Genomic DNA, 21,557 nt, shown 5'->3' on the forward strand with positions numbered 1-21,557 from the left:
GGATACTGCGGCTTCCGGCCCTGGCGTCCGCCGGGTGTGGCCTAGAGAACCTTCGTAATGGTTATCGTCGGGTTTGCAAGTTGCTTTAGGGCTTTTCCAAAAAAAAATGCCATCACCACGCCACCCCCTTGCAAACCGGGCTTTACAGCCGTTCCCCGCGATGCTTTCGCCAACCACGAAGTGTGATACAGCTCACACTTCAGCGCGAGGCCGCCTGCTCGATCAGATGCAGCAGCTCATATTCGAGGTAATCGGCCAGCGCCAGCCAGTCCTGGCGCTGCTGGGCATCGAGCATGGCCTGCATGACCACCGCCCCCGCTTTTGGATCGACCTGCGGCAATACCTCATCGAACAGCTCGACCATACGCAACGCCGCCTCCACATCCCGCCCAAGGCGTAACAGCGTGGCGCATTCGCGCGCCGCGCGCCCTTGATCGGCAGCATTCATGAACAGAACTCCGGATCGAAAGTGGTGCCGGCGATGTGCGCGCCGGCACGACTGGTGTTGTGGAACCGCACCTGGGGATGGCGCGCAATGAACCGCTCAAGCTCAATCAGGTAACTGCGGAAGTTAAGCTGGGTACGTGCCCGCTGGCCATGGCCATCCAGCACCCAGTGCTGCGCCGCCGCAATCGCCGGGCCGAGTACGCCATCGTCCCAGCCTGTGTGGGTGCGACCACCCGGGAAGGCGAAATCAGCGCCGAAAAACGTAATGCGCACGGCCCCCATCTTCACAGCCAGGTCCGTAGCAGGGTGAATCACGCTTCCCCCAACGAACAACTCGGCGCGCGGTATGGCTTGGCGCACCTGTGCATACAGCGCACTGCCGGAATAGGCTGTGTAGCGTGGCCCACGCCAATTACCGAGCAGCTCGACGTCCAGCATCGGCATGTAGACCAGGGTGGTCGCAGCCGAGTCTTGCGGCGGCAAGTGATGGAGGCGGATTTTATGGTCGACACTGACCACGATGTCAGGCTGGATTCCGGCGCGCAGCAGGGGGATATAAGCGGTGTCGACGCAGATGAACAGTGGCCGCTCGGCCTGAGCGCGCACCCTTGCCAACGCAGGCAGGTGCCCGGCCAAGGTTGGCCCGGTGGCAATCACATAGCAGTCACGCCCGGCCTGGCTACCGAACAGCGCGGCCACATCAGGGTCGTGGCGCAACAACGGCAAACTGTCTTCGAGCAGCTTCTGCAAGCGCGGGTCGGCCACATCGAAAGCGCGATTGCTGTCTGCCAGGTGGGCCTCGCTGATCAGACGGTCGCGCACCTTCGCATTGAAGTCATCGGCCAGCACGCGTTCGGAAGGCAAGGCGAAGAACGGCAAGGCGATTTCCGCGCTGTCGCCGGCATAGGCCAGTTCGACGCGCGGGTCGGCAAGCCAGTCGGACTGATCCAGCAGTTGCAGCACCAGCTGGAACAGTGCGCCATTGAGCAGGTACACCTGCAACCGCACGAGCCCAGGCCGCTCCAGCAGCACGCGCTGCAAGTCACCCAGCCCACTGCCATAGAGATGAAGAGTGGAACTGTCTTCAGGCAGGCTCGCGGCCTGCAGGCGCGCCTCGGCAAGACGATCGTGACGACTTGTGAGCTGGATGCCACACACGCTCAGGGTAGACCCCAGCCCCTCCACCAGCTCGACCTCGAGCGCACTACACGCCTCGCCTTGCAGGCGCTCGTACAGTGCCGGCCAGCGGGCCTGCAGCACTTCAGCGTTACGCTGGAAAAACTCGCTCATGGGTTGAGCTTCCCTTACCTGCGAAACACCGAAGAGTACCCGACTGGCAGCGCTTATTCAGCCTTGTAGAGAACCGCCGAGCCCCACGACAGGCCGACACCGAAGCCGCTAATGGCCACGCGCTTCCAGGCACTGTCGAACATGTGCTTCTGCAACAGCAGCGGAACGCTCGATGACACGGTATTACCGGTCTCCAGCATGTCCTTGATGAACTTGTCGGCCTGGGACTTTTCCGGGTCTTCCTCGAAGCGTCGTGCCACGGCATCGACGATCGCCGCACTGCCCTGATGGATGCAGAAAGCGTCGATATCCTTGTTTTCCAGCCCTGACTCGCGCAGCAGCTCATGCAGATGCGCCGGCACCTTGATCAGAGCGAAGTTGAAGACCTGACGACCGTTCATGAAGAACTCGCCATCAGTCACCTTCAGGTGCGGCGCACCAGCACCGTCGGTACCGAACTTCGCCTTGCCCAGTTGCCAGGTAGCGCCCTCACCCATCCAGGTGGCAGTGGCCGCGTCGCCGAACAACATGGTGGTATTGCGGTCTTCTGTGTTGACGATCTTGGAGTACGGATCGGCCGTCACCAGCAGGCCATTCTTCAGGCCTGCGGCTTCCATGAAGCCTTTGAGCGCGTAAATGCCATAGACGTAGCCGGAGCAGCCCAGGGAAATGTCGAAGGCCGCGACATGGGTCGGCAGACCGAGTTTGTGCTGGACGATGGCAGCGGTGTGAGGCAAGCCTTCCTCGTCACCGTTCTGGGTGACGACGATCAGCGCATCGATCGCCTCGCGCTTGAGTTGCGGGTTAGCGGCGAACAGGTTGTTGACCGCTTCGACACACAGATCGGAAGTCTCCTGCTCATCGTCCTTGCGCGGCAGGAAGCTTGCGCCGATCTTGCCGAACATGAACTCTTCGTCCTTGCCGAATTTCGCGCCTTGTACATAGTTGTCCAGGCCGGAAGCGGGCACATAGCTCGCGATGCTTTTAATGCCGATCATCATGGCTTCCCAATAAATAACAGCTCAATACCACCGCCCGGATGACTCGAGCGGCGCCTGAAGAACGGGATCTGCCGCCCAGGTGGAGTGGCGACAGGCAGGGTGGCAGGCGGCAATTGCACACCTGCCCCATTAACGGTTACAGAAGGAGATGCCCGCTCTGACCGATAGGTCACGAATATTTCAAGACAATCGCATATTTTGCCTGGCCGCGTCACGTCGTCATAGCGCTTGCGAGTTTGCCATGCAGGGCAAACCTGGCCCCGGCTGGAGCCAACTTTCAGTCGAGCAGTTGCCAGTCCAGGGGCGTACCGCGCTTGAGTGGTTGCCTGGCCTTGCGGCCAAGCACCGCATCGAGATGGCCTGGCGCCAGCCCCAAACCTGGGCGGATGGCGCGCACGTTGCTACGGTCGAAGACCTCGCCAGCAGCCATGTCACGCACTACATACAGCGAGCGGCGGAAACGCCGCGAGGCCTCCTCGGCCTGGGTCGCGCCATAGTGCACCCGCCCCAGCGAATGCCAGGCACGCTCGGTTTCCAGCACCAGCGCTGCCATTTCCTGGGGTTCCAGGGAAAATGCCGCATCCACGCCGCCATCGGCACGGTCAAGCGTGAAGTGCTTTTCCACCACCGTCGCCCCCAGGGCCACTGCCGCCACCGCAACCCCAACCCCCATGGAGTGATCCGACAGCCCGACCTGGCAACCGAAGAGCTCGCGCATGTGCGGGATGGTCAGTACGTTGCTGTTCTGCGGGCTGGCCGGGTAGGTACTGGTGCACTTGAGCAGCACCAGGTCGCGACACCCTCCTTCGCGCGCCACCCGCACAGTACGTTCGAGTTCTGCGAGGCTGGCCATGCCGGTGGAAATGATCATAGGTTTACCAGTGGCCGCCACTTTGCGTATCAGCGGCAGATCGGTGTTCTCGAAGCTGGCGATCTTGTAGGCCGGCACATCCAGGCTTTCGAGGAAATCCACCGACGTTTCGTCGAACGGCGTGGAGAACACCAGCATGCCCAGCTCACGAGCGCGCTCGAAGATCGCTGGGTGCCACTCCCAGGGGGTATGGGCCTTTTCGTACAGCGCATACAGCGATGAGCCAGACCAGAGGCTGTTCGGGTCGGCGATGAAAAACTCACCATGCGCCAGGTCCAGGGTCATGGTGTCGGCAGTGTAGGTCTGCAGCTTCAGCGCATGGGCGCCGGCGGCGGCGGCCGCTTCGACGATCTCCAGTGCCCGGGCCAGCGACTGGTTGTGATTGCCACTCATCTCCGCGATCACCAGCGGTGGCTGGTCCGGGCCGACACAGCGGTACCCGATGTTGAATCTGTTCATGGGCTACTCCTGGAATACCCGCTCGAACGAGCACGGCGACTGAGCGAAGCCGGCACCCGCGAATAATTGCAATGACGCCTGATTGTCGGGCAGCACCTGGGCCTCGATCGCCCGCAGGTCCGGCCAGAACTCACGTACGCAGGCCTCGCCACGGGCGAGCAACGCTCTGCCCCAACCCAGCCCGCAACGCCCCGCGAAGAGATACAACGACACCTTCGCCCGCTGCCCGGGCAAGCGGTCGTAGCGAACACAGCCCACCGGCCCGTCGCCTGTCTCGGCGATCAGCAGCAAACGCTGCCGATCAGCCAGCGTAGCAGCCAGCCAGGCCAGATGCCCCGCCCAGTCCAGCTCCCGCGACTGCTGCGAACGGCGCCGTACCTCGGGCGCGTTGCGCCCGTCGAACAACAGCCGCGCGTCTTCACTGCGAGCCGGGCGTAGCGCAAGCCCTTCCCCCAGCAAGGCCACCGCCACCCGCTGCGCCCCCAGGCCATCGACCAGTGCCCGACTGCGCTCGGCGAAGCTCTGGCGCAGTGCCTGATTGCTCAGCAACAGGGCAATCGCCTGGCGCAGCGCAGGCACCTGGACCTGCCCAGCCTCACCCAGGTAAAGGTGCATGCCCGCCCGAGCCATGGCCTGGGCATTGGCCCGCTGGTTGTCTGCCACGCTCACGCACAGGCTCGGCAAGCCCAGCGCGGCGCGCTCCCAGGTAGTACCGCCGCCGGCGCCGATGAACAAGTCTGCCGCAACCATCCGCATTGGCAGATCGTCGACATAGTCATGCAGCTCCCAACCCGCCCGCGCGTCGCACAACTGGGCCAGCAGCTCACCCTGCCGATGCCCGAGCCCAGCGATGCAGGTGACCTGCAACCCTTCCAGCCCGGACAGCGCCTGCAAGGTCTTGGGCAGCATGCCAGCCACATCGAAGCCACCGAAACTCACCAGCACCCTTCGTGCCTGCAGGGGCGGCGATATCGCCGCCCCCTGAAACGCCGGCCCCACCAGCGCATAGCGTGGCCCCAGCAAGCGCCGGCACTCCGTTGCCAGCCGCGGCGCGTAGAGCGCCTCGCTGGCACTGAAATTCTGATCCAGCAGCAGGTCGGCGGCATGATCACGATCAGCCAGGTCATCGATGACCGCGATGCGCCGGGCGAACGCCCGGGCTGCCTGCTCCCAGCGGGCGTCCAAGGCGTAATGATCGACGATTAGCCAGTCGAATCGGGCCTGTGCCGGCAGCACATCACGCAGCGCCGCGATATCCGCGGCCCAGGGTTCGATGCCCGGTTTTTCCTCGCGCTGCGGCCATGCAAAGACCTTGAAACCCTCCTGCTCGATGGCGGCCCGGCGATGACCGTCAAGCAGGCAACAGGCAAAGCTCACCTGCGCACCGAGCTCTCGGAGGGCTTTGCCCAGCGTCAGGCAGCGCGCCGTGTGGCCGACGCCAATCGATGAAGATGCATCAGCACGTACCAGCACCTTCATGGCGCCAGCTCCCCGCCAGCTTTGAGCGCTGCGTACAGGTACTGCGCGCGCAACCAGTCTTCCTCGCTGTCGATGTCCTGAACCAGATGCCGGGGGATGATCACTGGCAAACTCCGCTCGGAATGAAGGGCCTCGTTCTGCAACCAGGCCTGCACCCGCCCCCAGTAAAACTGGCCAGCATCCTGATAGGCCGGTGCAAGGTCCTGAGACCGGGTCTCACGATACTGTGGGTACAGAGGCACAAGCGCACCCTGATCGTCGAGCGACAGCGCCCGCTGTACCGGGAAACCGAAGCTGCTCACCGAAAAGGCGAAAGAGCGCTCAGGGTGTTGCCGCAACAACGCCAACCCCTGCTGCAAGTAACGCTGCTGCACGAAAGGCGCAGTGGCGTAGATGCAACAGGCATGGGTCAGGACATGGCCCTGGCTGGCCAGTGCCTGCAGGGCGTGGCTGACCACAGCCTGGGTGGTGGCATGATCGTCAGCCAGGTGCGCCGGCCGACGGAACGGCACCTGCGCACCGTATTCCCGTGCCACCGCCTCTATTTCAGGGTCGTCGGTGCTGACCACCACCTGTTCGAACAAGCCACTGGCCAGTGCCACTTGGATCGAGTGGGCAATGATCGGCAGCCCGGCGAACATCTTGAGGTTCTTGCCAGGGATCCGTTTGCTGCCTCCACGGGCCGGAATGATCGCGACGTTGGTTTCCATTCGCTCAGGCATTCACGCAGCCCACCGGCAACTTCAGCAACCCGCACAGGCTGGCGATCACTTGATCCTGCTGAGCGTCAGTCAGCTGCGGGTACATTGGCAGACTCAGGGCTTGTGCGTAGTAACTTTCGGCCTGCGGAAAATCGCCCTGTTTGAAGCCCAGGTCGCGGTAATAGGGTTGCAGGTGAATGGGAATGTAATGAAGGTTGACCCCAACTCCTGCAGCCCGCATCCCATCGAAAATCTCCCGGTGTGAACGCGGGATACGATCACACTCAAGGCGCACCACGAACAGATGCCAGGCGGACTCGGCATCCTGCTGAGGTGCCTGGACGCTCACGGGCAGGTGCGCCAGCAAGCGCTGATAGCGAGCCGCCAACTCGCGGCGACGGGCAAGGAACGCATCCAGCCGGGTCAGTTGAGACAGCCCCAGGGCAGCTTGCAGGTCGGTGATGCGATAGTTGAAGCCCAGTTCAAGTTGCTGGTAGTACCAGGCACCATGGCTTTCTTCGGTCATTTGGCCCGGGTCACGGCTGATCCCGTGACTGCGCAGCCTGCGCAAACGCGCGGCCAGATCCGCACGCGCGGTAAGCACCATGCCGCCCTCGGCCGTGGTGATGATCTTTACCGGGTGAAAGCTGAACACCGTCATGTCGGCATATTCGCCACAGCCGACCGGCTTGCCCGCGTAACGTGCGCCGACCGCGTGGGCAGCGTCCTCGATAAGGGTAAAGCCATACTGCCGGGCCAGCACCGCGATCGAACGCATGTCGGCGCTTTGCCCGGCAAAGGCCACGGCGACTACTACCTTGGGCAGGCGCCCCTCCCGGGCGGCCTGCTCGAGTTTCAACGCAAGTGCCTGGGCGTCGATAGTCCAGGTGTGCGGGTCGATATCGACGAAATCGACACCGGCGCCGCAGTAGCGCCCACAGTTGGCTGATGCGACAAAACTGATGGGGCTGGTCCATAGCCAGTCCCCGCTCCCCAGGCCAGCGGCGAGGCAGGCAAGGTGCAGCCCCGCAGTGGCGTTGCACACAGCTACCGCGTGCGTTGCGCCACAACGCTGGGCCATAGCCTGCTCGAAGTGCTCGATCAGTGGCCCCTGAGTCAGCCAGTCGGACTGCAGCACCTCTACGACCGCGGCGATATCCGCCTGATCGATGCTCTGCCGAGCATAGGGGATCATGCTGGCAAGCCTGCGTGCAGGTCTGCCAGCTGGTCCACGGTGAGGAAGGCGGGATTGGTATCGGAACGGTACTCGAAATCCTCGGCAACCCAGCGCCCGGTTTCACCCACGCAATCGATCGCAAAATCCACATCCGTATGGTTGAAGCGGATCGACGGAACGATGGTGAAATGATCACCAAACTCAAGGGTCATCCGCGCATCGTCCAGCGGGATCATCAGTTCGTGCAGCTTTTCCCCCGGGCGGATGCCGACCACGTTCTGCGGCAAGTGCCCGGCCATGCCGCGCGCCAGGTCGACGATGCGAATGGATGGGATCTTGGGCACGAACACTTCCCCCCGTGCATGCGGGCAAAGCTGTCGAGCACGAACTGTACGCCATGGTCGAGGGTGATCCAGAAGCGCGTCATCCGCGGGTCAGTGACGGGGAGCTCGTGGGCACCCTCCTCGATCAGGCGCTTGAAGAATGGCACCACCGAGCCCCGGGAGCCCGCCACATTGCCATAGCGCACAACCACAAAGCGGGTGTCCTGTTGGCCGGCAAAATTGTTGGCGGCCACGAACAGCTTGTCGGACAGCAGCTTGGTCGCACCATACAGGTTGATCGGGCTGGCCGCCTTGTCGGTGGACAGTGCGACGACCTTCTGCACGCCATTCTCGATCGCCGCGGCGATGATGTTCTCGGCACCATTGACGTTGGTGCGGATGCATTCGGTGGGGTTGTATTCGGCCGCGGGCACATGCTTGAGCGCGGCGGCATGAACCACATAGTCGATACCGCGCATGGCCTGGCGCACGCGCTCGGCATCACGGACATCGCCCAGGAAATAGCGCATGCACGGCGCGTTGAAACGCTGCTGCATCTCATACTGTTTCAACTCGTCGCGGGAGAACACCACGACGCGCCGTGGGCGGTAGCGCTCAAGCAACCGCTCGATGAAGCGGCGCCCGAACGACCCGGTCCCCCCGGAGATGAAAATGGACTTGTCGTCGAACATACCTAGTTCCTAGGGGCGGCGCCGTCAGCTGACGAAGGCGCCCGATTGCACTGTAAGGCAGGGCGCACAGCGTACAGATTTCTGACTCGCGCCCCCAATGAACCAGCTCGAAGCAAGATGCAGGCCAGTGCCGCGTCAGGCGATCAGCCCGGCCCAGTCCAGCGCCGCCTTGCCGGGGGCAAGCACCTGGCTTTGGACTGTACCTTGCCACTGCGCCGACCATTTGGCGCGCAATGCCGCCAGCGCCACCTCGTCCTTGGCGACCACGCCGGGGTGAATCACCTGCACCTGTGGCGTCCAGACTGTCAGCAGGCCGGCCGCGGCTGCTTTCAGGCACAGGTCGACATCACCATGGGCATGGGCGAACGTGGTTTCGTCGAGCCCCTCCAGAGCACGGAAGACTTCGCTACGGACCATCAGGCAGCTCGCCGAGACCGCTGGGCAGTTCTGCTCGACCGCCAGCCGATTCAGGTAACCCACGGCATTTGCGGCCTCACCGGCAAAAGCTGGCGCAACTACGCCTTCGGCGTCCAGCAGCAAGCCCGCCTGGGCAAGCTTGCCGTCAATATCGAGCAGCTTGGCACCGACCACGCCTACTTCTGGACGCTGCGCCTGGTTGAGCAACGCTTCGATCCAGTTGGCATTGACCACTTCGGCGTCCGCCGCCAGCAATATCAGGTATTGCCCCTTGGCCTCGGCACTGGCAGCGTTGCACAGCGCTGCCGCGCTCAGGCGCTCGGCACTTTGCAGCACGCGCACCTTGCCAACTTGCTGCTGCGCCAGCCATTCGAGCAACTGCGGTGACTGACTGGCGTTGTCGGCGATCAGTACCTCGTAGCGCGCATAGCGAGTGCGCTGCAGGATGCTCTTCAGGCAGCGCTGCAGTTCGTCCAGATTGTCCTCGCTGCGCAGCACGATGCTCACCAGCGGCCGCTCGACATGCCTGTAGTCGATACGCAAGGTGCCAGGCAGCGGCGTACTGACCTGGGCCTTGTAGCCACGGCCGGCCAAGTGTCGCATCAAGGCCTGGCGGGCATGCTCGCTGTCCTTGGCCTGCGGTGCCGGGGTGATCAGCATCGGCTCGTCGAGATGGGCCAGCCCGTTGAGGCCGCCCTGCTCGATCAGGCGCAGCAGCAGGTCGAACTCCAATGCCTCGGCAAAGTCCTTATCGAAGCCACCCGCCTCCACCAGCACCTCCCGACGCAGCAGCCAATGGGGTGCCATCAGCGCGGGATTGGCCTGCAGCAGGTCCAGGTTTACTCCCGGGCGCAGCAGCTCTCGCCAGGCACCATCGGCCTGTTGCTGGATCTCGTCTACCGCGACCGCTCGGCAATCGGGAGCGTTCAGCAGCTCGAGGCTGGCGCGCAAAAGACCGGTGGCGGTGAAACGGTCACCCGCATCAGCCAGCAACAGCCATTCGCAGGCCGTCTGCCGGGCGATCTGGTTGATCCGCTCGACGTAGTCTTCTCGGCTGACCTTGATGAAATGCAGGGTGTTCTGCAGCGAGGTGGCCACAGGCGGCTCGCCTGTGGTGAAGACCATGATCCGGAACGCCTTGCTCAGGCCGCCCAGCAGGCTGTCGAACGTGTCCTGGAGCTTGGCCATGTTGTTGTCCAGGTCCAACAGCAGGATGCCGAACTGCGGACCACCCTGATGCAGCGCCAGGTGCTCGTTGACCGCCGCTAGCGCGGCGGTGTCCGGCTTGCGCGCCTCCAGCCAGTCGAGCAGGCGACCCGAATGCATGCTCCCAAGCAGTTCGCGACCGCTTTGCTTCAATACGCCTTCAAGCCGTGCCAGCCAAGCGAACAGCGCCTCGCTCTCCTCGGCCTCATCACTGTCACGCAGGTGTCCGGCCAGGTGCCGCACCACCTCACGGTTGAACGCGTTGCACTGCAGTGCCTCCCACAAGCGGGTACGTACGGTGCCCGAAGTGTCGCTGGGCTGTGCCAGCAGCAGCTGTTCCTGGCGCAATAGCAGCGGCTCCAGTTGCTGCAACTGCAGGCGCCCGGCCGGCATGGCATGGATCAGAAACTCCAGTGCCGTAAGCTGATCGAAGAATGCCTGGTTGTAGAACGGCATTTCCACGTACTGGGACGGCTGGAAGGTACGCACCGGCGGGTTCAGCGGGTCGGTCCAGCTTGACTCCCAGATCAGCTCCAGGGTCATCGCCCGGCCTTTGAACAGCCCCTCGGCAGTGACTGCAAAGCTGTCCAGGGCCAGCTGGCGCCGCGCCTCATGGTCCAGCCCCTCGATGGCGGTCGGCAGGCCGGCAAGGAAGTCGGCAAACTGTTCGCGCTCGGCCACCGACTTGGCGTCGGTGAAGGCCAGCACATGAATGACCTCGGTCTGATGCTCGGAGACACCGTAGTTGGTTTCACGTACCGCGTAGGGGATTGGCAGGATCCGCGCTTTGGCGTTGGTCAGCAGGAAGTACGCGTGGCCGATTTCCTGCCACTCGAAGCTCGTGCCCTCGGGCAGCAGCTCAAACCACTGGCGCAGCAATGCAGTGCGGGTGACAGCGAAGAAGGGCGGGATGAACTCACCCATGTAGTCCAGCAGGCGCTGTTCAGCGCGCGGAGCGTTGTAGTCCTCACGGACCTTCTTGTTACGCCGGTAGTACTTCACCTGGGTGGCTTCGGCCAGGTAGTTCAGACAGTAGCCATGGCACAGGCCGTAATCGGGGTTGGCCTCAAGGAAGTCCAGCGACTGGTTCAGCCCGTCGTACAGCAGGAAATCGTCATCAGCGGCGAAGGCCATGAACGGCGTGTTCACCCGGCCCACACCATAGGCCAGCTTGGCCTGGAAGCCCTGGTAGGAAAACTGTGGCAGGTGCAGGTACTCGACGCCGGGGTACTGCGCGGCCATCACCTCGGCCGATTCGCCCGAGGAATCCAGCACGAGGATCGAGCACCGATAGCCGCTGTAATACTGCAGCGTGCGCTGCAGGAACGCCGGCCGGTTGTGCGTCATCAATACCAGCGTGAACCGCTCGCGCAGTGTGGCTGCCTGGTCTGCCGAGAAATTGCCTTGCATAGTCTTACCCACCATTGGCGTTGCCGCCGAAGAAATCGAACTCTGTTGAATGTCTCAGCGAACCCGGCGCAGGTAGCCGTCCGGTGCCACGGTGACCAGCAGCTTGTTCTGCAGCTGATAGTCGATTTCGAAGCTGTCGTTACCCTTGAGGTATTCCCAAACTGCGGTCTTGGGGTTGTCGCCAGGCCCCCACGGGCGATCGGGGAAGAAGTCTGCCGGCATGTCCTCGACCACGGTGTCCATCACCACGCAGTAACTGCCCACGGCCACCAGCGGCGCATACAGCTCCAGCTCCTTGAGCACGTGCTCATGCGTGTGGTTGGAGTCGAGCACCAGGATGACCTTCTTGCCTTCGGCGAGCGCCCTGACCTGCCCGGCGATCTCGGCATCGATGCTCGAGCCTTCGATCATGCGCACGCGCTTGCTCATCGGGTGCGCCTCGATGGCCTGGCGGTTGTGCGGGCGGATGTCGATGTCGATGCCAAGCACTTCGCCATGGCCCTGCAGCTCCAGCAGGGAGGCGTAGTAGAGGATCGAACCGCCGTGAGCGATGCCGCACTCGATGATCAGGTCAGGCTTGACCTGCCAGACGATCTCCTGCATCGCCATCATGTCCTGGGGCAACTGGATGATCGGCCGGCCCATCCACGAAAAATGGTAGCTGTACTTGTGCTCGGCGGACTTGTTGAAGAAGTCGCGAGACAGTTGCTGCAGCTCCTTGTCTTCGCCCTGGGAGGCGATCTGCGCGTTGCACTCGGCTTCGAAGGCTTTGATCGGCGTGTCGGTCATGGTTCTTTACTCGGTTGGCTGGTCGGTGAAATCGGCATTGTCGACGGCGTGATAGACAAAACGGCCATCGGTCATGCGGCGGATTTCCTCGAGGTAATTGGAATTCATCACGAACAGGTGGGCGCCATCCGGCAGGCTTTGCATCGCCTCTTGCGGCGATGACACCCGCGCGCCACTTAACGGCAGGTAGCGACCCTGCTTGGCAGGATTGATGTCGATAACCTGGTCCACCGGAGCCCCGGCACGCTGCAGGAACAGCGAATAGATCACGCCCTTGGACGATGCGCCCCAGATCGCCGAACCACGTCCGGCATCGCGGCGCACCAGACGTGCGGCATGCTGCAGGCTGGCACTGAAATCTGCCGGCAACGACAGCGGCGGCACGGGCTCGAGCGTGGTGCGCAGGCTGGCAAGGTCGGCAACGATGTACAGGTACTGGCCATCGAACAGGTGACCGGCCTCGGCGACCGTACCGAACAAGCGGCGCAGGTCGGCCAGGCGGAAGTAATTGACATGCTCGTAGAACAGGTCAAACCAGGCCTTGTGCTCGATGATCCAGTCCAGGCAGGGCACTTCGATGTATATCTGCCCTGCCCCGCCGTTGGCATCGGCGATGGCGGCAAGGAACGTGACCGGGTCCTGAATGTGCTCGAGCACATGGCGCAACACGATGGCTTCGGCCTGGCGGTTCAACTCACGGGTGAAGGGCGCTTTGACCACGTCCGGGTTGTCGCCCTCGTAGGCAGGGTCGATGCCGGTGACGGCATAGCCGCGCTCGCGCAACAGTTCGAGGAACCAGCCTTTGCCACAGCCCACTTCGATCAGACGCTGGCCCTTGAAGTGGCGGGCGATGACACCTTCGACATCGTCCAGGTGGCGCTGGAAGCGCGCCGAATGCGCCTGCTCGTTCTGATAGTCGCTGTCGTAGCTGAGCTTGTCGGCATCGAAAGCGTCGTTGTAGACCAACCCGGTGCGGCTGTCCTGCACCAGACGCATCTCGGCGCAGGCAGAGGTACGGGCCGACTGGGCATCGGCGAATGTGCGGTTCTGCAGCACCGGCAGGCCGGTAGCGCGATACAACTCATGTTTCATGGCGTGCTCCCAGCAGAGCCTGCAACTTGCGGGCATCGCCCCAGAACGCCATGGGTTCGTGGGCAGGATAAGGGTAATGGCCAAGATTCAGCGCAAGGGTGGCGTTGCGCTCGGCGATGCGGGCTTCCACCAGCTTGCGTACCGATATCGGCTGGCCGCTGCAGCAATTGACCACGCCGCTGAAATCGCGCTGCCCGAGCAGGTCGGCCAGGTATGTACTGGCGCTTTCGATGGCAAGGTAGTCGCGCAGTTGCTCGCCACCTGACATGTCGAAATGCGGCTGCCCCTGGTCGATTGCGCGGTCCAAGGCTGCCAGCAGGCTGCCTGGGTTTTGCCCCTCGCCAAACAGGTAGAACAAGCGCACCCACTGCAGGTTGAACGGTTGCTGGCGGGCCAGGCTTTCGAGGAACAGGCGCAAGCTGTGCTTGGCCAGCCCATAAGGGTTGGCCGGCTGGCAGTCCAGCGCCTCGTCCAGCGCGCCATTGCGCAGGCCGTATTCGAAACAGGTGCCGGCCACCTGCACCTGGCCGACACCGGCTGCGACGGCACGCTTGATGAAGGCATAGTCAGCCATCAAGTTGCGCTCCAGGTGGAACAGCCCTTGATAATTCGGCAGGCCTGGCCAGGCCAGGTGCACCAGCGCATCGATGCCATCGCACAACTGATTGACGTCCAGCTGCGGGTCATGCAGATCGGCGGCGACGAAATCGACCTGGCCGAACCACCGCATGGCTTGAGCCGGCTCCAGCCGACGTGCCAGCGCACGCACCCGGTGCCCGCGCGCCAGCAAGGCGGCGACCAGATGCCGGCCCACAAAGCCTGTGGCACCGGTGACAAGCACCTTCATCGCGGTCACAGGACGGTCAGCTCAGGCACGGCGATCACAAAGCGCCCACCCCATTCGCGGATGTGCGCCTGCTGCTCGCTGACTTCCTTGAGCAGGTTCCACGGCAGTACCAGCACATAGTCCGGCCGCTCGATGGCCAGGCGCTCGGGGGCGACCACGGGAATTCGGCTGCCCGGCAGGAACTTGCCCTGCTTGTGCGGGTTGGCGTCGGCCACCCAGGCCAGCAGGTCGGGCTTCACGCCTGCGTAGTTGAACAGGGTGTTGCCCTTTGCTGCGGCGCCATAGCCAACCACTCGCTTGCCTTCGGCCTTGGCCTGCAACAGGAAGCGCAGCAGCTGGTGCTTGATCCGCTGCGCCGCCGGTGCAAGGGTGCTGTAGAACGCCGCCGTGCTGACACCGACCCGCGCCTCGATGCCAAGCAGGTCGTCGACACTGGCCTGGCGTGGGCGCGGGCCATCGGCGCGCTGCACGAAAACCCGCAACGATCCGCCATGGGTCGGCAATTCGCTGACATCGAAGATCACCAGGCCGTTGCGAGCACAGAGCGTGTTGACCGCCGTAAGCGACAGGTAGGAGTAGTGCTCATGGTAAAGGGTATCGAACTGCTGCTCGGCCATCAGGCGCAGCAGGTGCGGAAACTCGAAAGTGGCCACACCATCGGCTTTGAGCAGGGTCGCGAAACCGCGCAGAAAATCGTTGATGTCCGGCACGTGGGCGAGCACGTTGTTGGCGGCCATCAGGTCAGCCGACCAACCTTCACTCGCCAGGTCACGGGCGGCCTGTTCGCCGAAGAACACCTCACGAATCTGCAGCCCTTTCTCCCGGGCCGCCTGCGCAGTGCTTCGGGTGGGTTCGACACCTAGGCACGGAATGCCGCGCTCGGCCACATACTGCAACAGATAACCGTCATTGGCGGCGATTTCCACCACCCGGCTCTCGCCGTTCAGGCCGAAACGCTCGACCATCTGCCCGACATAGTCGCGGGCATGGGCCAGCCACGAACTGGAATAGGAGCTGAAATACGCATAGTCGGCATCGAACAGCGTCTCGGCGCGGGTGTAATCCTCGGTCTGCACCAGCCAGCACTGCTCACACACCGCCACTTTAAGCGGCACCCAGGCCTCGGCCGCGGCCAGTTGGTCAGCGCGCAGGTAGGCGTTGGACGGCGGCGCAGTGCCAAGGTCGATCAGGGGCAGGCTCAGGCAGGTACCACAGCCACGGCAGTTCATGGACGCACTCCGGTAAACGACAGGTCCAGCCAGGGATGAGCGGCATCCCGGGCCGACAGATTCTTGACAGCGAGCGGCCAACAGATGGCCAATTTCGGATCGAGTACCGACAGCCCGCCTTCGCGGCCCGGCGCATAGTCGGCACTGTGCAGGTAAAGCAGCTCGGCATCCTCGCTCAGCACCTGGAAACCATGGGCAAAGCCGGCCGGTATCAACAGGCTGCGGCCATCGCCGGCCCGCAAGTGCTCGGCGTGCCAGTGCAGGAAGGTTGGCGAGCCTTCGCGAAGGTCCACTGCCACGTCCCACACCTCACCGCGCAGGCAGGTGATCAGCTTGGCCTCCGGGGTGTCGCCGGTCTGGTAGTGCAGGCCACGTACGCTACCTGAGCCCTGAGTGTGCGAGTGGTTGATCTGGCGCACATGGAACGGCGCACCCAGGGCGCCCAGGCTGGATTCGCAGAACAGCCGCGCGAACTGCCCGCGGGCATCGCCATGGCGCTTGTGCTGGACACTGAACAGGCCACCCAGTGGCAAGGCTTGCAGCAGCAGATCAGTCACGGCAACTCCGTGTACAGGTTCAGCTGGTGCAGCGTGACGGCGCGCATGTTGTCGCCACGCTGCCACGCCAGGTGCCAGTCGAGCGTGTGCTGCAGGCATTCGTGCAACGACCAGCGTGTACGCCAGCCCAGCACCTGGCGGGCGCGAGAGCTGTCCAGGCGTAGCAACCCGGCTTCATGCAACTCGCTTGGCTCGACCCGCACCCCTGGTGCCTGCGGCCATTGCCGGGCCAGGCGGTCGACCACCTCACCGACGCTGCACATGTCGCCTTCGCTCGGGCCGAAGTTCCACGCACCGGCGCAGGCCGGCCCCTGGGTATACAGGCGCTCGGCCAACTGCAGGTAGCCGGCCAGCGGTTCCAGGGCGTGCTGCCAGGGGCGCACGGCCTGCGGGTAGCGCAGGGTGACCGGCGACCCGGCCGACCAAGCCTTGAGCACATCGGGTACAAGCCGCTCTGCGGCAAAGTCTCCACCGCCCAGCACGTTGCCGGCGCGCGCGGTGGCCAGGGCCACGCCATGTTCTGCGTGCTCGGCGGCCGGGAAGAATGACGCGGCATAGGACTGCGCCAGCAGCTCGCAGCAGGCCTTGCTGCTGCTGTACGGGTCATGCCCGCCCAGGGCCTCGTTCTCGCGGTACGGCCAGGGCCATTCCTGGTTGGCATAGACCTTGTCGGTGGTGACCAGGACGCACGCACGCACCCCGCCAACCTGGCGCACCGCTTCAAGCAGGTTAAGGGTGCCCATCACGTTGCTGGAATAGGTACCTAGCGGGTCACGGTAGGCCTCGCGCACCAGTGGCTGAGCCGCCAGGTGCAGGACGATTTCCGGCTGGGCCTGGGCCACAGCTTCAAGCAGCGCGCCGAGGTCGCGCAGGTCGCCGCGCACGTCGGCAATGTCGCTGCCGACCTGGGCAAGTTCGAACAGGCTTGGTTCGGTGCCAGGGTCCAGCGCGAAGCCTGTGACCTGAGCGCCGAGCTCATGCAACCAGAGCGCCAGCCAACTGCCTTTGAAACCCGTGTGACCGGTGAGCAGAACACGCTTGCCCTGCCAGAACGCTGGACTCAGGCCCACTGCTTCCATGGAGCCTCCCCGCTTTGCCAGAGTTGTTCCAGATGGTTCTTGTCACGCAGCGTATCCATTGGATGCCAGAAGCCATCATGCTCAAAGGCGTTCAGTTGCGACTCAGCGGCCAGGCAGGCAAGCGGCTCCGACTCCCAGGAAGTCTGATCGTTGGCGATGTAGTCGAGCACCTTGGGCGAAAGCACGAAGAAGCCACCGTTGATCCAGCCACCGTCACCACGGGGCTTTTCGACGAAACCGGTGACGCTGTCGCCGTCGCGTGCCAGCGCGCCGTAGCGGCCAGGAGGCTGTACCGCAGTAACGGTGGCGAGTTTGCCGTGGGCCAGGTGGAAATCCACCAGGGCGCCGATGTTCAGGTCCGAAACACCGTCCCCGTAGGTGAAACAGAAGGCATCTTCGCCCTCAAGGTAGCGAGCGGCGCGGCGCAGGCGGCCACCGGTCATGGTTTCTTCACCGGTGTCGACCAGGGTCACGCGCCATGGCTCGCTGTAGTTCTGGTGCACGTCCATGCGGTTTTCGCGCATGTCGAAGGTGACGTCCGAGGTGTGCAGGAAGTAGTTGGCGAAGAAATCCTTGATCGCGTAGCCCTTGTAGCCCAGGCAGATCACGAAGTCGTGGATGCCGTGAGCCGAGTACTGCTTCATGATGTGCCAGAGAATTGGCTTCCCACCGATTTCGATCATGGGTTTGGGCTTGAGGTGAGACTCTTCGCTGATACGCGTGCCCAGTCCACCCGCCAGAATTACCGCCTTCATGTCGTCCCCTCGTGTTCGTCACCGGCCATAAGTCGTGTGGCTGCACGATTTATGGCGATATGACGGGGGGCTTGCAGGAAACGCGCCAGAAGGCGCTTTACTGGTGTCGTCCATACACCCCGCAGTCAGCCCGGCATCCAGCCGCTGTACCAATGCTGAACGTGCTCTTCGCGCAGCACATAGTCACGCAGCACTTCCTGCTTCAGACGGTCGCCCTGGCGGAAACTTTCGTCAGGGTCCGCCAGGTGCATGCGGATCGCCTCCAGCCACTCGGCGGTGCTGTTGGTCTTGATCCGCGTGCACGGCAAGTAGCCTTCATAGGCACGGGTATCGGTGACGATCACCGGGTACCCGCACGCGCCGTATTCCAGCAAGCGCAAGTTGCTCTTGCAGTCATTGAAGATGTGATACTCCAGTGGCGCCAAGGCCAGGTCCAGGTTCAGGCTGGCGAGCTTGGCCGGGTACAGCTCCAGCGGCACCGGCGGATGGAACTCGCTGATGTAGGGCCGCAATGCCGGCGGACACATACCGAAGAACACCCATTGGACTTCGTTCGCCAAGGTCTTGACCACCTCGGCAATCACTTCCAGGTCGCCGGTATGGCTGGTGCCACCGCCCCAACCCACTCGCGGCTTGCGCGCGCTGCGGCGCTGGCTACGCAAACCGGTCCAGAGCTGCTCGGCCAGCATGTTCGGCATTACCCGGATATCGCTATGGGTGTCATGCAGAGCATCCGCCAGCGCCTGGGTCGACACCACCAGCCGATCACAGCGTTCGATACCTCGGCGCAGGGATTTTTCCAGATCTTTTGGCGTGTGCTTGAGGTGCCCGTTCTTCTTCGGCACATCAATCACGTAGTCGTCCAGCTCGTAGATGCAAAAGCCCTTGGAGAAGGTCTTGAGGCGCTCGATCTCCTTGACGAACCCTTCGGTATAACGCCCCTGCAGAATTGCCACATCCGGCGAGCTGCGTTCCAGCTCGACGTTGCTCGGTATCTCGAAGTACTGCTGCTGGGTCACCCAGCCAGCCTTCTCCAGCTCGACCAGCGGCTGGATCACCCGGTAATGCCCGACCGCAGTCTTGTTCATTGGCAACGCCAGCACATGGGGCAGTGGACGGCTGACGAAAGGCGTCCAGGCGGCCTTGAGGCCCGGATCCAGGCAGAAGCTGGAGCCGTTCAGGGACAGGTTGATATTGTAAGCGGGGTCACGCGCTACCACCGGCATCCAGGCCTTGAAGAAGGCATCATGCTGCTGCGCCAGCCGGGCCTGGCGCTCGGCTTCAGCCTGCGCATCGATCGCCGCCGGCGCTGGCGGGTCCAGTACCAGCCGGGCATCCGGCGCCCACACCACAAGGTACCCGGCTTCGCCCAGGCGCAGGCCCAGGTCGATATCGCTGAAGGCCAGGCTGAAGACGCTTTCATTGAGCCCGCCCAACGACAGGAACAGCTCTTTGCGCACCAACAGGCAATCAGCCCCGACAGCAGAATAATTCTGCGCCACTTGCAAGCGCTGCATGTAACCGCCCGCCTCCATCGGCTCGCCCACGAACGGCGACCCCACGGCGCCACGCAGGCCCAGCACGCCGCCCGCATGCACGATCAGACCGTGGGCGTTGCAGAGCTTGGCACCCACCGCTCCGACTTCAGGGCGCTGGCCATGGCTGAGCAGTGCGTCGAGCCAGTCTGGCTCGGTGACCACAGCGAACGGGCTCAGCATCAGCAGGTATTCACCCCGGGCGTGTTGCGCGGCAAGGTTCTGCACAGCGGCGAAGCTGGCCTGCTCGCCCAGCATCAGGACCCGCAACTTGTCTTCGCCCAGCTGTTGAAGGGCGCTGAGCCAGGCGTGAGTCTCGGCACCTTGACTGGCATTGTCGACAATCAGCACTTCGTAGTGACCGTAGGCGGTCTTCTCAAGCACGCTTTCCAGGCAGCGCTCGAGGGCAGGCAACTGGTCCTGGGCACTGATCACCAGGCTTACCAGTGGCTGGGTGGCGTGCAGGTAGCGGACCTGGTTGATTGCCCCGCCACTGTTCTGCAGCCGGTAGGTCACGCCCAAGCGCTTGAGGTGGGCATCCAGCAGTTTCGGATTTTCCTCAACCACTGCCTGCGAAGACAGCCAGGCAGCGTAGCTGAACGCGCTTTCGGCCAGCACTTCCGGAATGTGCTCGATGGCATGGGGGCCGCGGCTTTCCACAAGACGCCAGAGCAGATCGTGCGGCGCCAGCTCGCGATATCCGGGCGTGAAACCGCCCAGTACCCGCAAGGCGTCAAGCGAGAACGCCAGCATGCGACCGGTATAGGGGTAGCCGCGCATCAAATCGAGGTTGAAGTCGGGCTTGAACACCGGCTCTACGGACGCCTCATCCCGCACGCCCCCCTCATCGCCATAGCAGCAGGCGATCTGCGGGCGCGATACGACCCGCTCGGCCAGGAGCATCAGGCTGAAGGCATTGAGCCGGTCGCCAGCACGCAGCAGGTAGATCCAGTCCACCTCGCCCAACTGGTCAAACGCCGTGTTCAGTTGTTCAGCCCAGTCGGCCTGCAATGGCTGGTGGACCCTGCGAACATCTGGGCCGCCTGGCAGCGGCGCGCTGGACAATACCAGCGTCATCTCTGCGCCATAGGCCTGGCGCTCAATGCTGTCCAGGGTAACCTGCAGAGCTTGTGCATCACCCTCGCTGTCGATAACCACGGGCACGATTCGCGGACGAGTTGGCCAGTGCTCGCTAAGGCGCATCAGACGCGCGAGCACCAGCGGATCCTGTCGGCAGGCCAGCCATTTGCTGTACAGCTCGGCAAAACTGTCGCTGTCGCTGCCGACATGAGATTCCTGGATCGCCTGCAAGCAGCGCAGGGTATGGATCAGGAACAGGTTCTCCCAGATACGCTGGGTATCGCCCTCGTCGCCCTGGAGGATTTGCACCCGCACCCAACCGGAGAACGGCTCACGTACTGCAGTGCGCGCGGCGAACATGTCGCGCAGGTGTTGTGATTCACTGGTAGCGGCAGCCTTCACATCGCTCTGGCGACGCAATTGGTCGGGATGAACCCGCTCGACACAGTGCACCCCGGCGGTCACGCCCAGATGGCCGCGACGCAGCAGGCACACGAACAACACGAAATCGAGCATTGCCACAAAGCCCGGCGCCAGCGCAGGCAGCAATTCACGCAGATCGCGGGTACGCACCAGCACGCTGCTCAGCCCGCCGATGAAGTTGAGCTGGCGGGTCTCGAAGAAATCCAGCAGGTCGTCACCGTTGAACAGTGTGTCGCCAAAGGTGACCGGGCTGGTTTCCAGACGCTGCGGCAAAATGTGATCTTCAGCATCGACCTGGTGGCGCCTGGCCGCGACCAGGCTGACATCGTCATGGGCCTGGAACAGTCGCACCTGGCTGGACACGCAATCGGCCATCAGGCGGTCATCGTCACAGAGGAACTTGATGTAGTCGCCCTGGCTCTGCTCCAGCCCGTGTTGCAAATTCCCGGCAAAACCCAGCGGTTGCGGGTTACGCAAGTAAATCAGTGGATGACGTGCAAGACTGCGCAGCTCATCGACCACCGCCTCGATCTGCGTACCTGGGCTGTCGTCGCAGACGATGACTTCGAGGTTTGCGTAATCCTGAGCCAGGGCGCTGACCAGAGCAGTACGGAAGTAACGGGGGTTGCAGGCGGGAATGACGAGGCTGACTAGAGGGGCTGGGTTCACGAGGAAATCTCTCGACCGATGACTGCCCG

The 21,557-nt window shown here is 63.3% G+C and carries 16 protein-coding genes and 1 pseudogene; all 17 read right to left on the reverse strand.

Annotated features, from left to right (window positions below):
* Positions 1 to 199: 199 nt before the first annotated feature.
* On the reverse strand, positions 200 to 448 hold the full coding sequence (locus ACMGF5_RS01330) for a hypothetical protein (RefSeq protein WP_125924739.1): 249 nt from the start codon (positions 446 to 448) through the stop codon (positions 200 to 202).
* A complete protein-coding gene (locus tag ACMGF5_RS01335; RefSeq protein WP_414157521.1) occupies positions 445 to 1,737 on the reverse strand; it encodes a motility associated factor glycosyltransferase family protein in 1,293 nt (430 codons plus the stop codon). The genes ACMGF5_RS01330 and ACMGF5_RS01335 overlap by 4 nt, the downstream gene beginning before the upstream one ends.
* A 53-nt stretch (positions 1,738 to 1,790) precedes the next feature.
* Positions 1,791 to 2,735 (reverse strand): ketoacyl-ACP synthase III, encoded by a 945-nt coding sequence (locus ACMGF5_RS01340; RefSeq protein WP_119689077.1) that lies wholly within the window; start codon positions 2,733 to 2,735, stop codon positions 1,791 to 1,793.
* A 280-nt stretch (positions 2,736 to 3,015) separates the two neighbouring features.
* Positions 3,016 to 4,068, reverse strand: coding sequence for a pseudaminic acid synthase (gene pseI, locus ACMGF5_RS01345; RefSeq protein WP_414157522.1), 1,053 nt, complete (start codon positions 4,066 to 4,068; stop codon positions 3,016 to 3,018).
* 3 nt (positions 4,069 to 4,071) lie between these two features.
* Positions 4,072 to 5,547 carry a UDP-2,4-diacetamido-2,4,6-trideoxy-beta-L-altropyranose hydrolase gene (pseG, locus tag ACMGF5_RS01350; RefSeq protein ID WP_119687547.1) on the reverse strand — a complete coding sequence of 492 codons (1,476 nt, stop codon included), beginning with the start codon at positions 5,545 to 5,547 and terminating at the stop codon, positions 4,072 to 4,074.
* Positions 5,544 to 6,269 carry a pseudaminic acid cytidylyltransferase gene (pseF, locus tag ACMGF5_RS01355; RefSeq protein WP_119687548.1) on the reverse strand — a complete coding sequence of 242 codons (726 nt, stop codon included), beginning with the start codon at positions 6,267 to 6,269 and terminating at the stop codon, positions 5,544 to 5,546. Before pseF ends, pseG begins: the two co-directional genes overlap by 4 nt.
* Entirely contained in the window at positions 6,262 to 7,443 is a 1,182-nt protein-coding gene (gene pseC, locus ACMGF5_RS01360; RefSeq protein WP_119687549.1) for a UDP-4-amino-4,6-dideoxy-N-acetyl-beta-L-altrosamine transaminase, read from the reverse strand. The genes pseF and pseC overlap by 8 nt, the downstream gene beginning before the upstream one ends.
* Positions 7,440 to 8,440 (reverse strand): annotated as a pseudogene (gene pseB / locus ACMGF5_RS01365) (UDP-N-acetylglucosamine 4,6-dehydratase (inverting)). The gene pseC and the pseudogene pseB overlap by 4 nt, the downstream one beginning before the upstream one ends.
* Before the next feature lie 135 nt (positions 8,441 to 8,575).
* On the reverse strand, positions 8,576 to 11,473 hold the full coding sequence (locus ACMGF5_RS01370) for a TIGR00180 family glycosyltransferase (RefSeq protein WP_414157523.1): 2,898 nt from the start codon (positions 11,471 to 11,473) through the stop codon (positions 8,576 to 8,578).
* A 54-nt stretch (positions 11,474 to 11,527) separates the two neighbouring features.
* On the reverse strand, positions 11,528 to 12,262 hold the full coding sequence (locus tag ACMGF5_RS01375; RefSeq protein ID WP_119687552.1) for a cephalosporin hydroxylase family protein: 735 nt from the start codon (positions 12,260 to 12,262) through the stop codon (positions 11,528 to 11,530).
* Between the two features lie 6 nt (positions 12,263 to 12,268).
* A complete protein-coding gene (locus ACMGF5_RS01380) occupies positions 12,269 to 13,354 on the reverse strand; it encodes a class I SAM-dependent methyltransferase (RefSeq protein ID WP_119687553.1) in 1,086 nt (361 codons plus the stop codon).
* Positions 13,344 to 14,201: an NAD-dependent epimerase/dehydratase family protein gene (locus ACMGF5_RS01385; protein WP_204918578.1), complete on the reverse strand. Its 858-nt coding sequence runs from the start codon at positions 14,199 to 14,201 to the stop codon at positions 13,344 to 13,346. Before ACMGF5_RS01385 ends, ACMGF5_RS01380 begins: the two co-directional genes overlap by 11 nt.
* A gap of 5 nt (positions 14,202 to 14,206) precedes the next feature.
* Positions 14,207 to 15,430: a class I SAM-dependent methyltransferase gene (locus ACMGF5_RS01390; RefSeq protein ID WP_204918580.1), complete on the reverse strand. Its 1,224-nt coding sequence runs from the start codon at positions 15,428 to 15,430 to the stop codon at positions 14,207 to 14,209.
* Positions 15,427 to 15,987: a dTDP-4-dehydrorhamnose 3,5-epimerase family protein gene (locus ACMGF5_RS01395; protein ID WP_119687556.1), complete on the reverse strand. Its 561-nt coding sequence runs from the start codon at positions 15,985 to 15,987 to the stop codon at positions 15,427 to 15,429. Before ACMGF5_RS01395 ends, ACMGF5_RS01390 begins: the two co-directional genes overlap by 4 nt.
* On the reverse strand, positions 15,984 to 17,066 hold the full coding sequence (gene rfbG, locus ACMGF5_RS01400) for a CDP-glucose 4,6-dehydratase (protein ID WP_174142101.1): 1,083 nt from the start codon (positions 17,064 to 17,066) through the stop codon (positions 15,984 to 15,986). The genes ACMGF5_RS01395 and rfbG overlap by 4 nt, the downstream gene beginning before the upstream one ends.
* Positions 17,048 to 17,821: a glucose-1-phosphate cytidylyltransferase gene (gene rfbF, locus ACMGF5_RS01405; protein WP_119687558.1), complete on the reverse strand. Its 774-nt coding sequence runs from the start codon at positions 17,819 to 17,821 to the stop codon at positions 17,048 to 17,050. Before rfbF ends, rfbG begins: the two co-directional genes overlap by 19 nt.
* A gap of 125 nt (positions 17,822 to 17,946) precedes the next feature.
* The gene (locus ACMGF5_RS01410; RefSeq protein ID WP_174142102.1) at positions 17,947 to 21,528 is read right to left on the reverse strand and encodes a glycosyltransferase; all 3,582 of its coding nucleotides are present in this window, start codon (positions 21,526 to 21,528) and stop codon (positions 17,947 to 17,949) included.
* Positions 21,529 to 21,557: the final 29 nt, after the last annotated feature.

Source organism: Pseudomonas sp. BNK-15 (assembly GCF_047456105.1).
In the GTDB taxonomy this organism is placed as follows: Bacteria; Pseudomonadota; Gammaproteobacteria; order Pseudomonadales; family Pseudomonadaceae; genus Aquipseudomonas; species Aquipseudomonas putida_E.

What these genes read in the sequence shown, in the direction of transcription:
- ACMGF5_RS01330 (WP_125924739.1), bottom strand. Translation starts at nt 448, where the DNA reads ATGAATGCTGCCGATCAAGGGCGCGCGGCGCGCGAATGCGCCACGCTG.
- pseG (WP_119687547.1), bottom strand. Translation starts at nt 5,547, where the DNA reads ATGAAGGTGCTGGTACGTGCTGATGCATCTTCATCGATTGGCGTCGGC.
- ACMGF5_RS01375 (WP_119687552.1), bottom strand. Translation starts at nt 12,262, where the DNA reads ATGACCGACACGCCGATCAAAGCCTTCGAAGCCGAGTGCAACGCGCAG.
- ACMGF5_RS01340 (WP_119689077.1), bottom strand. Translation starts at nt 2,735, where the DNA reads ATGATCGGCATTAAAAGCATCGCGAGCTATGTGCCCGCTTCCGGCCTG.
- ACMGF5_RS01370 (WP_414157523.1), bottom strand. Translation starts at nt 11,473, where the DNA reads ATGCAAGGCAATTTCTCGGCAGACCAGGCAGCCACACTGCGCGAGCGG.
- ACMGF5_RS01335 (WP_414157521.1), bottom strand. Translation starts at nt 1,737, where the DNA reads ATGAGCGAGTTTTTCCAGCGTAACGCTGAAGTGCTGCAGGCCCGCTGG.
- ACMGF5_RS01385 (WP_204918578.1), bottom strand. Translation starts at nt 14,201, where the DNA reads ATGAAGGTGCTTGTCACCGGTGCCACAGGCTTTGTGGGCCGGCATCTG.
- rfbG (WP_174142101.1), bottom strand. Translation starts at nt 17,066, where the DNA reads ATGGAAGCAGTGGGCCTGAGTCCAGCGTTCTGGCAGGGCAAGCGTGTT.
- pseF (WP_119687548.1), bottom strand. Translation starts at nt 6,269, where the DNA reads ATGCCTGAGCGAATGGAAACCAACGTCGCGATCATTCCGGCCCGTGGA.
- ACMGF5_RS01380 (WP_119687553.1), bottom strand. Translation starts at nt 13,354, where the DNA reads ATGAAACATGAGTTGTATCGCGCTACCGGCCTGCCGGTGCTGCAGAAC.
- rfbF (WP_119687558.1), bottom strand. Translation starts at nt 17,821, where the DNA reads ATGAAGGCGGTAATTCTGGCGGGTGGACTGGGCACGCGTATCAGCGAA.
- ACMGF5_RS01390 (WP_204918580.1), bottom strand. Translation starts at nt 15,430, where the DNA reads ATGAACTGCCGTGGCTGTGGTACCTGCCTGAGCCTGCCCCTGATCGAC.
- pseC (WP_119687549.1), bottom strand. Translation starts at nt 7,443, where the DNA reads ATGATCCCCTATGCTCGGCAGAGCATCGATCAGGCGGATATCGCCGCG.
- pseI (WP_414157522.1), bottom strand. Translation starts at nt 4,068, where the DNA reads ATGAACAGATTCAACATCGGGTACCGCTGTGTCGGCCCGGACCAGCCA.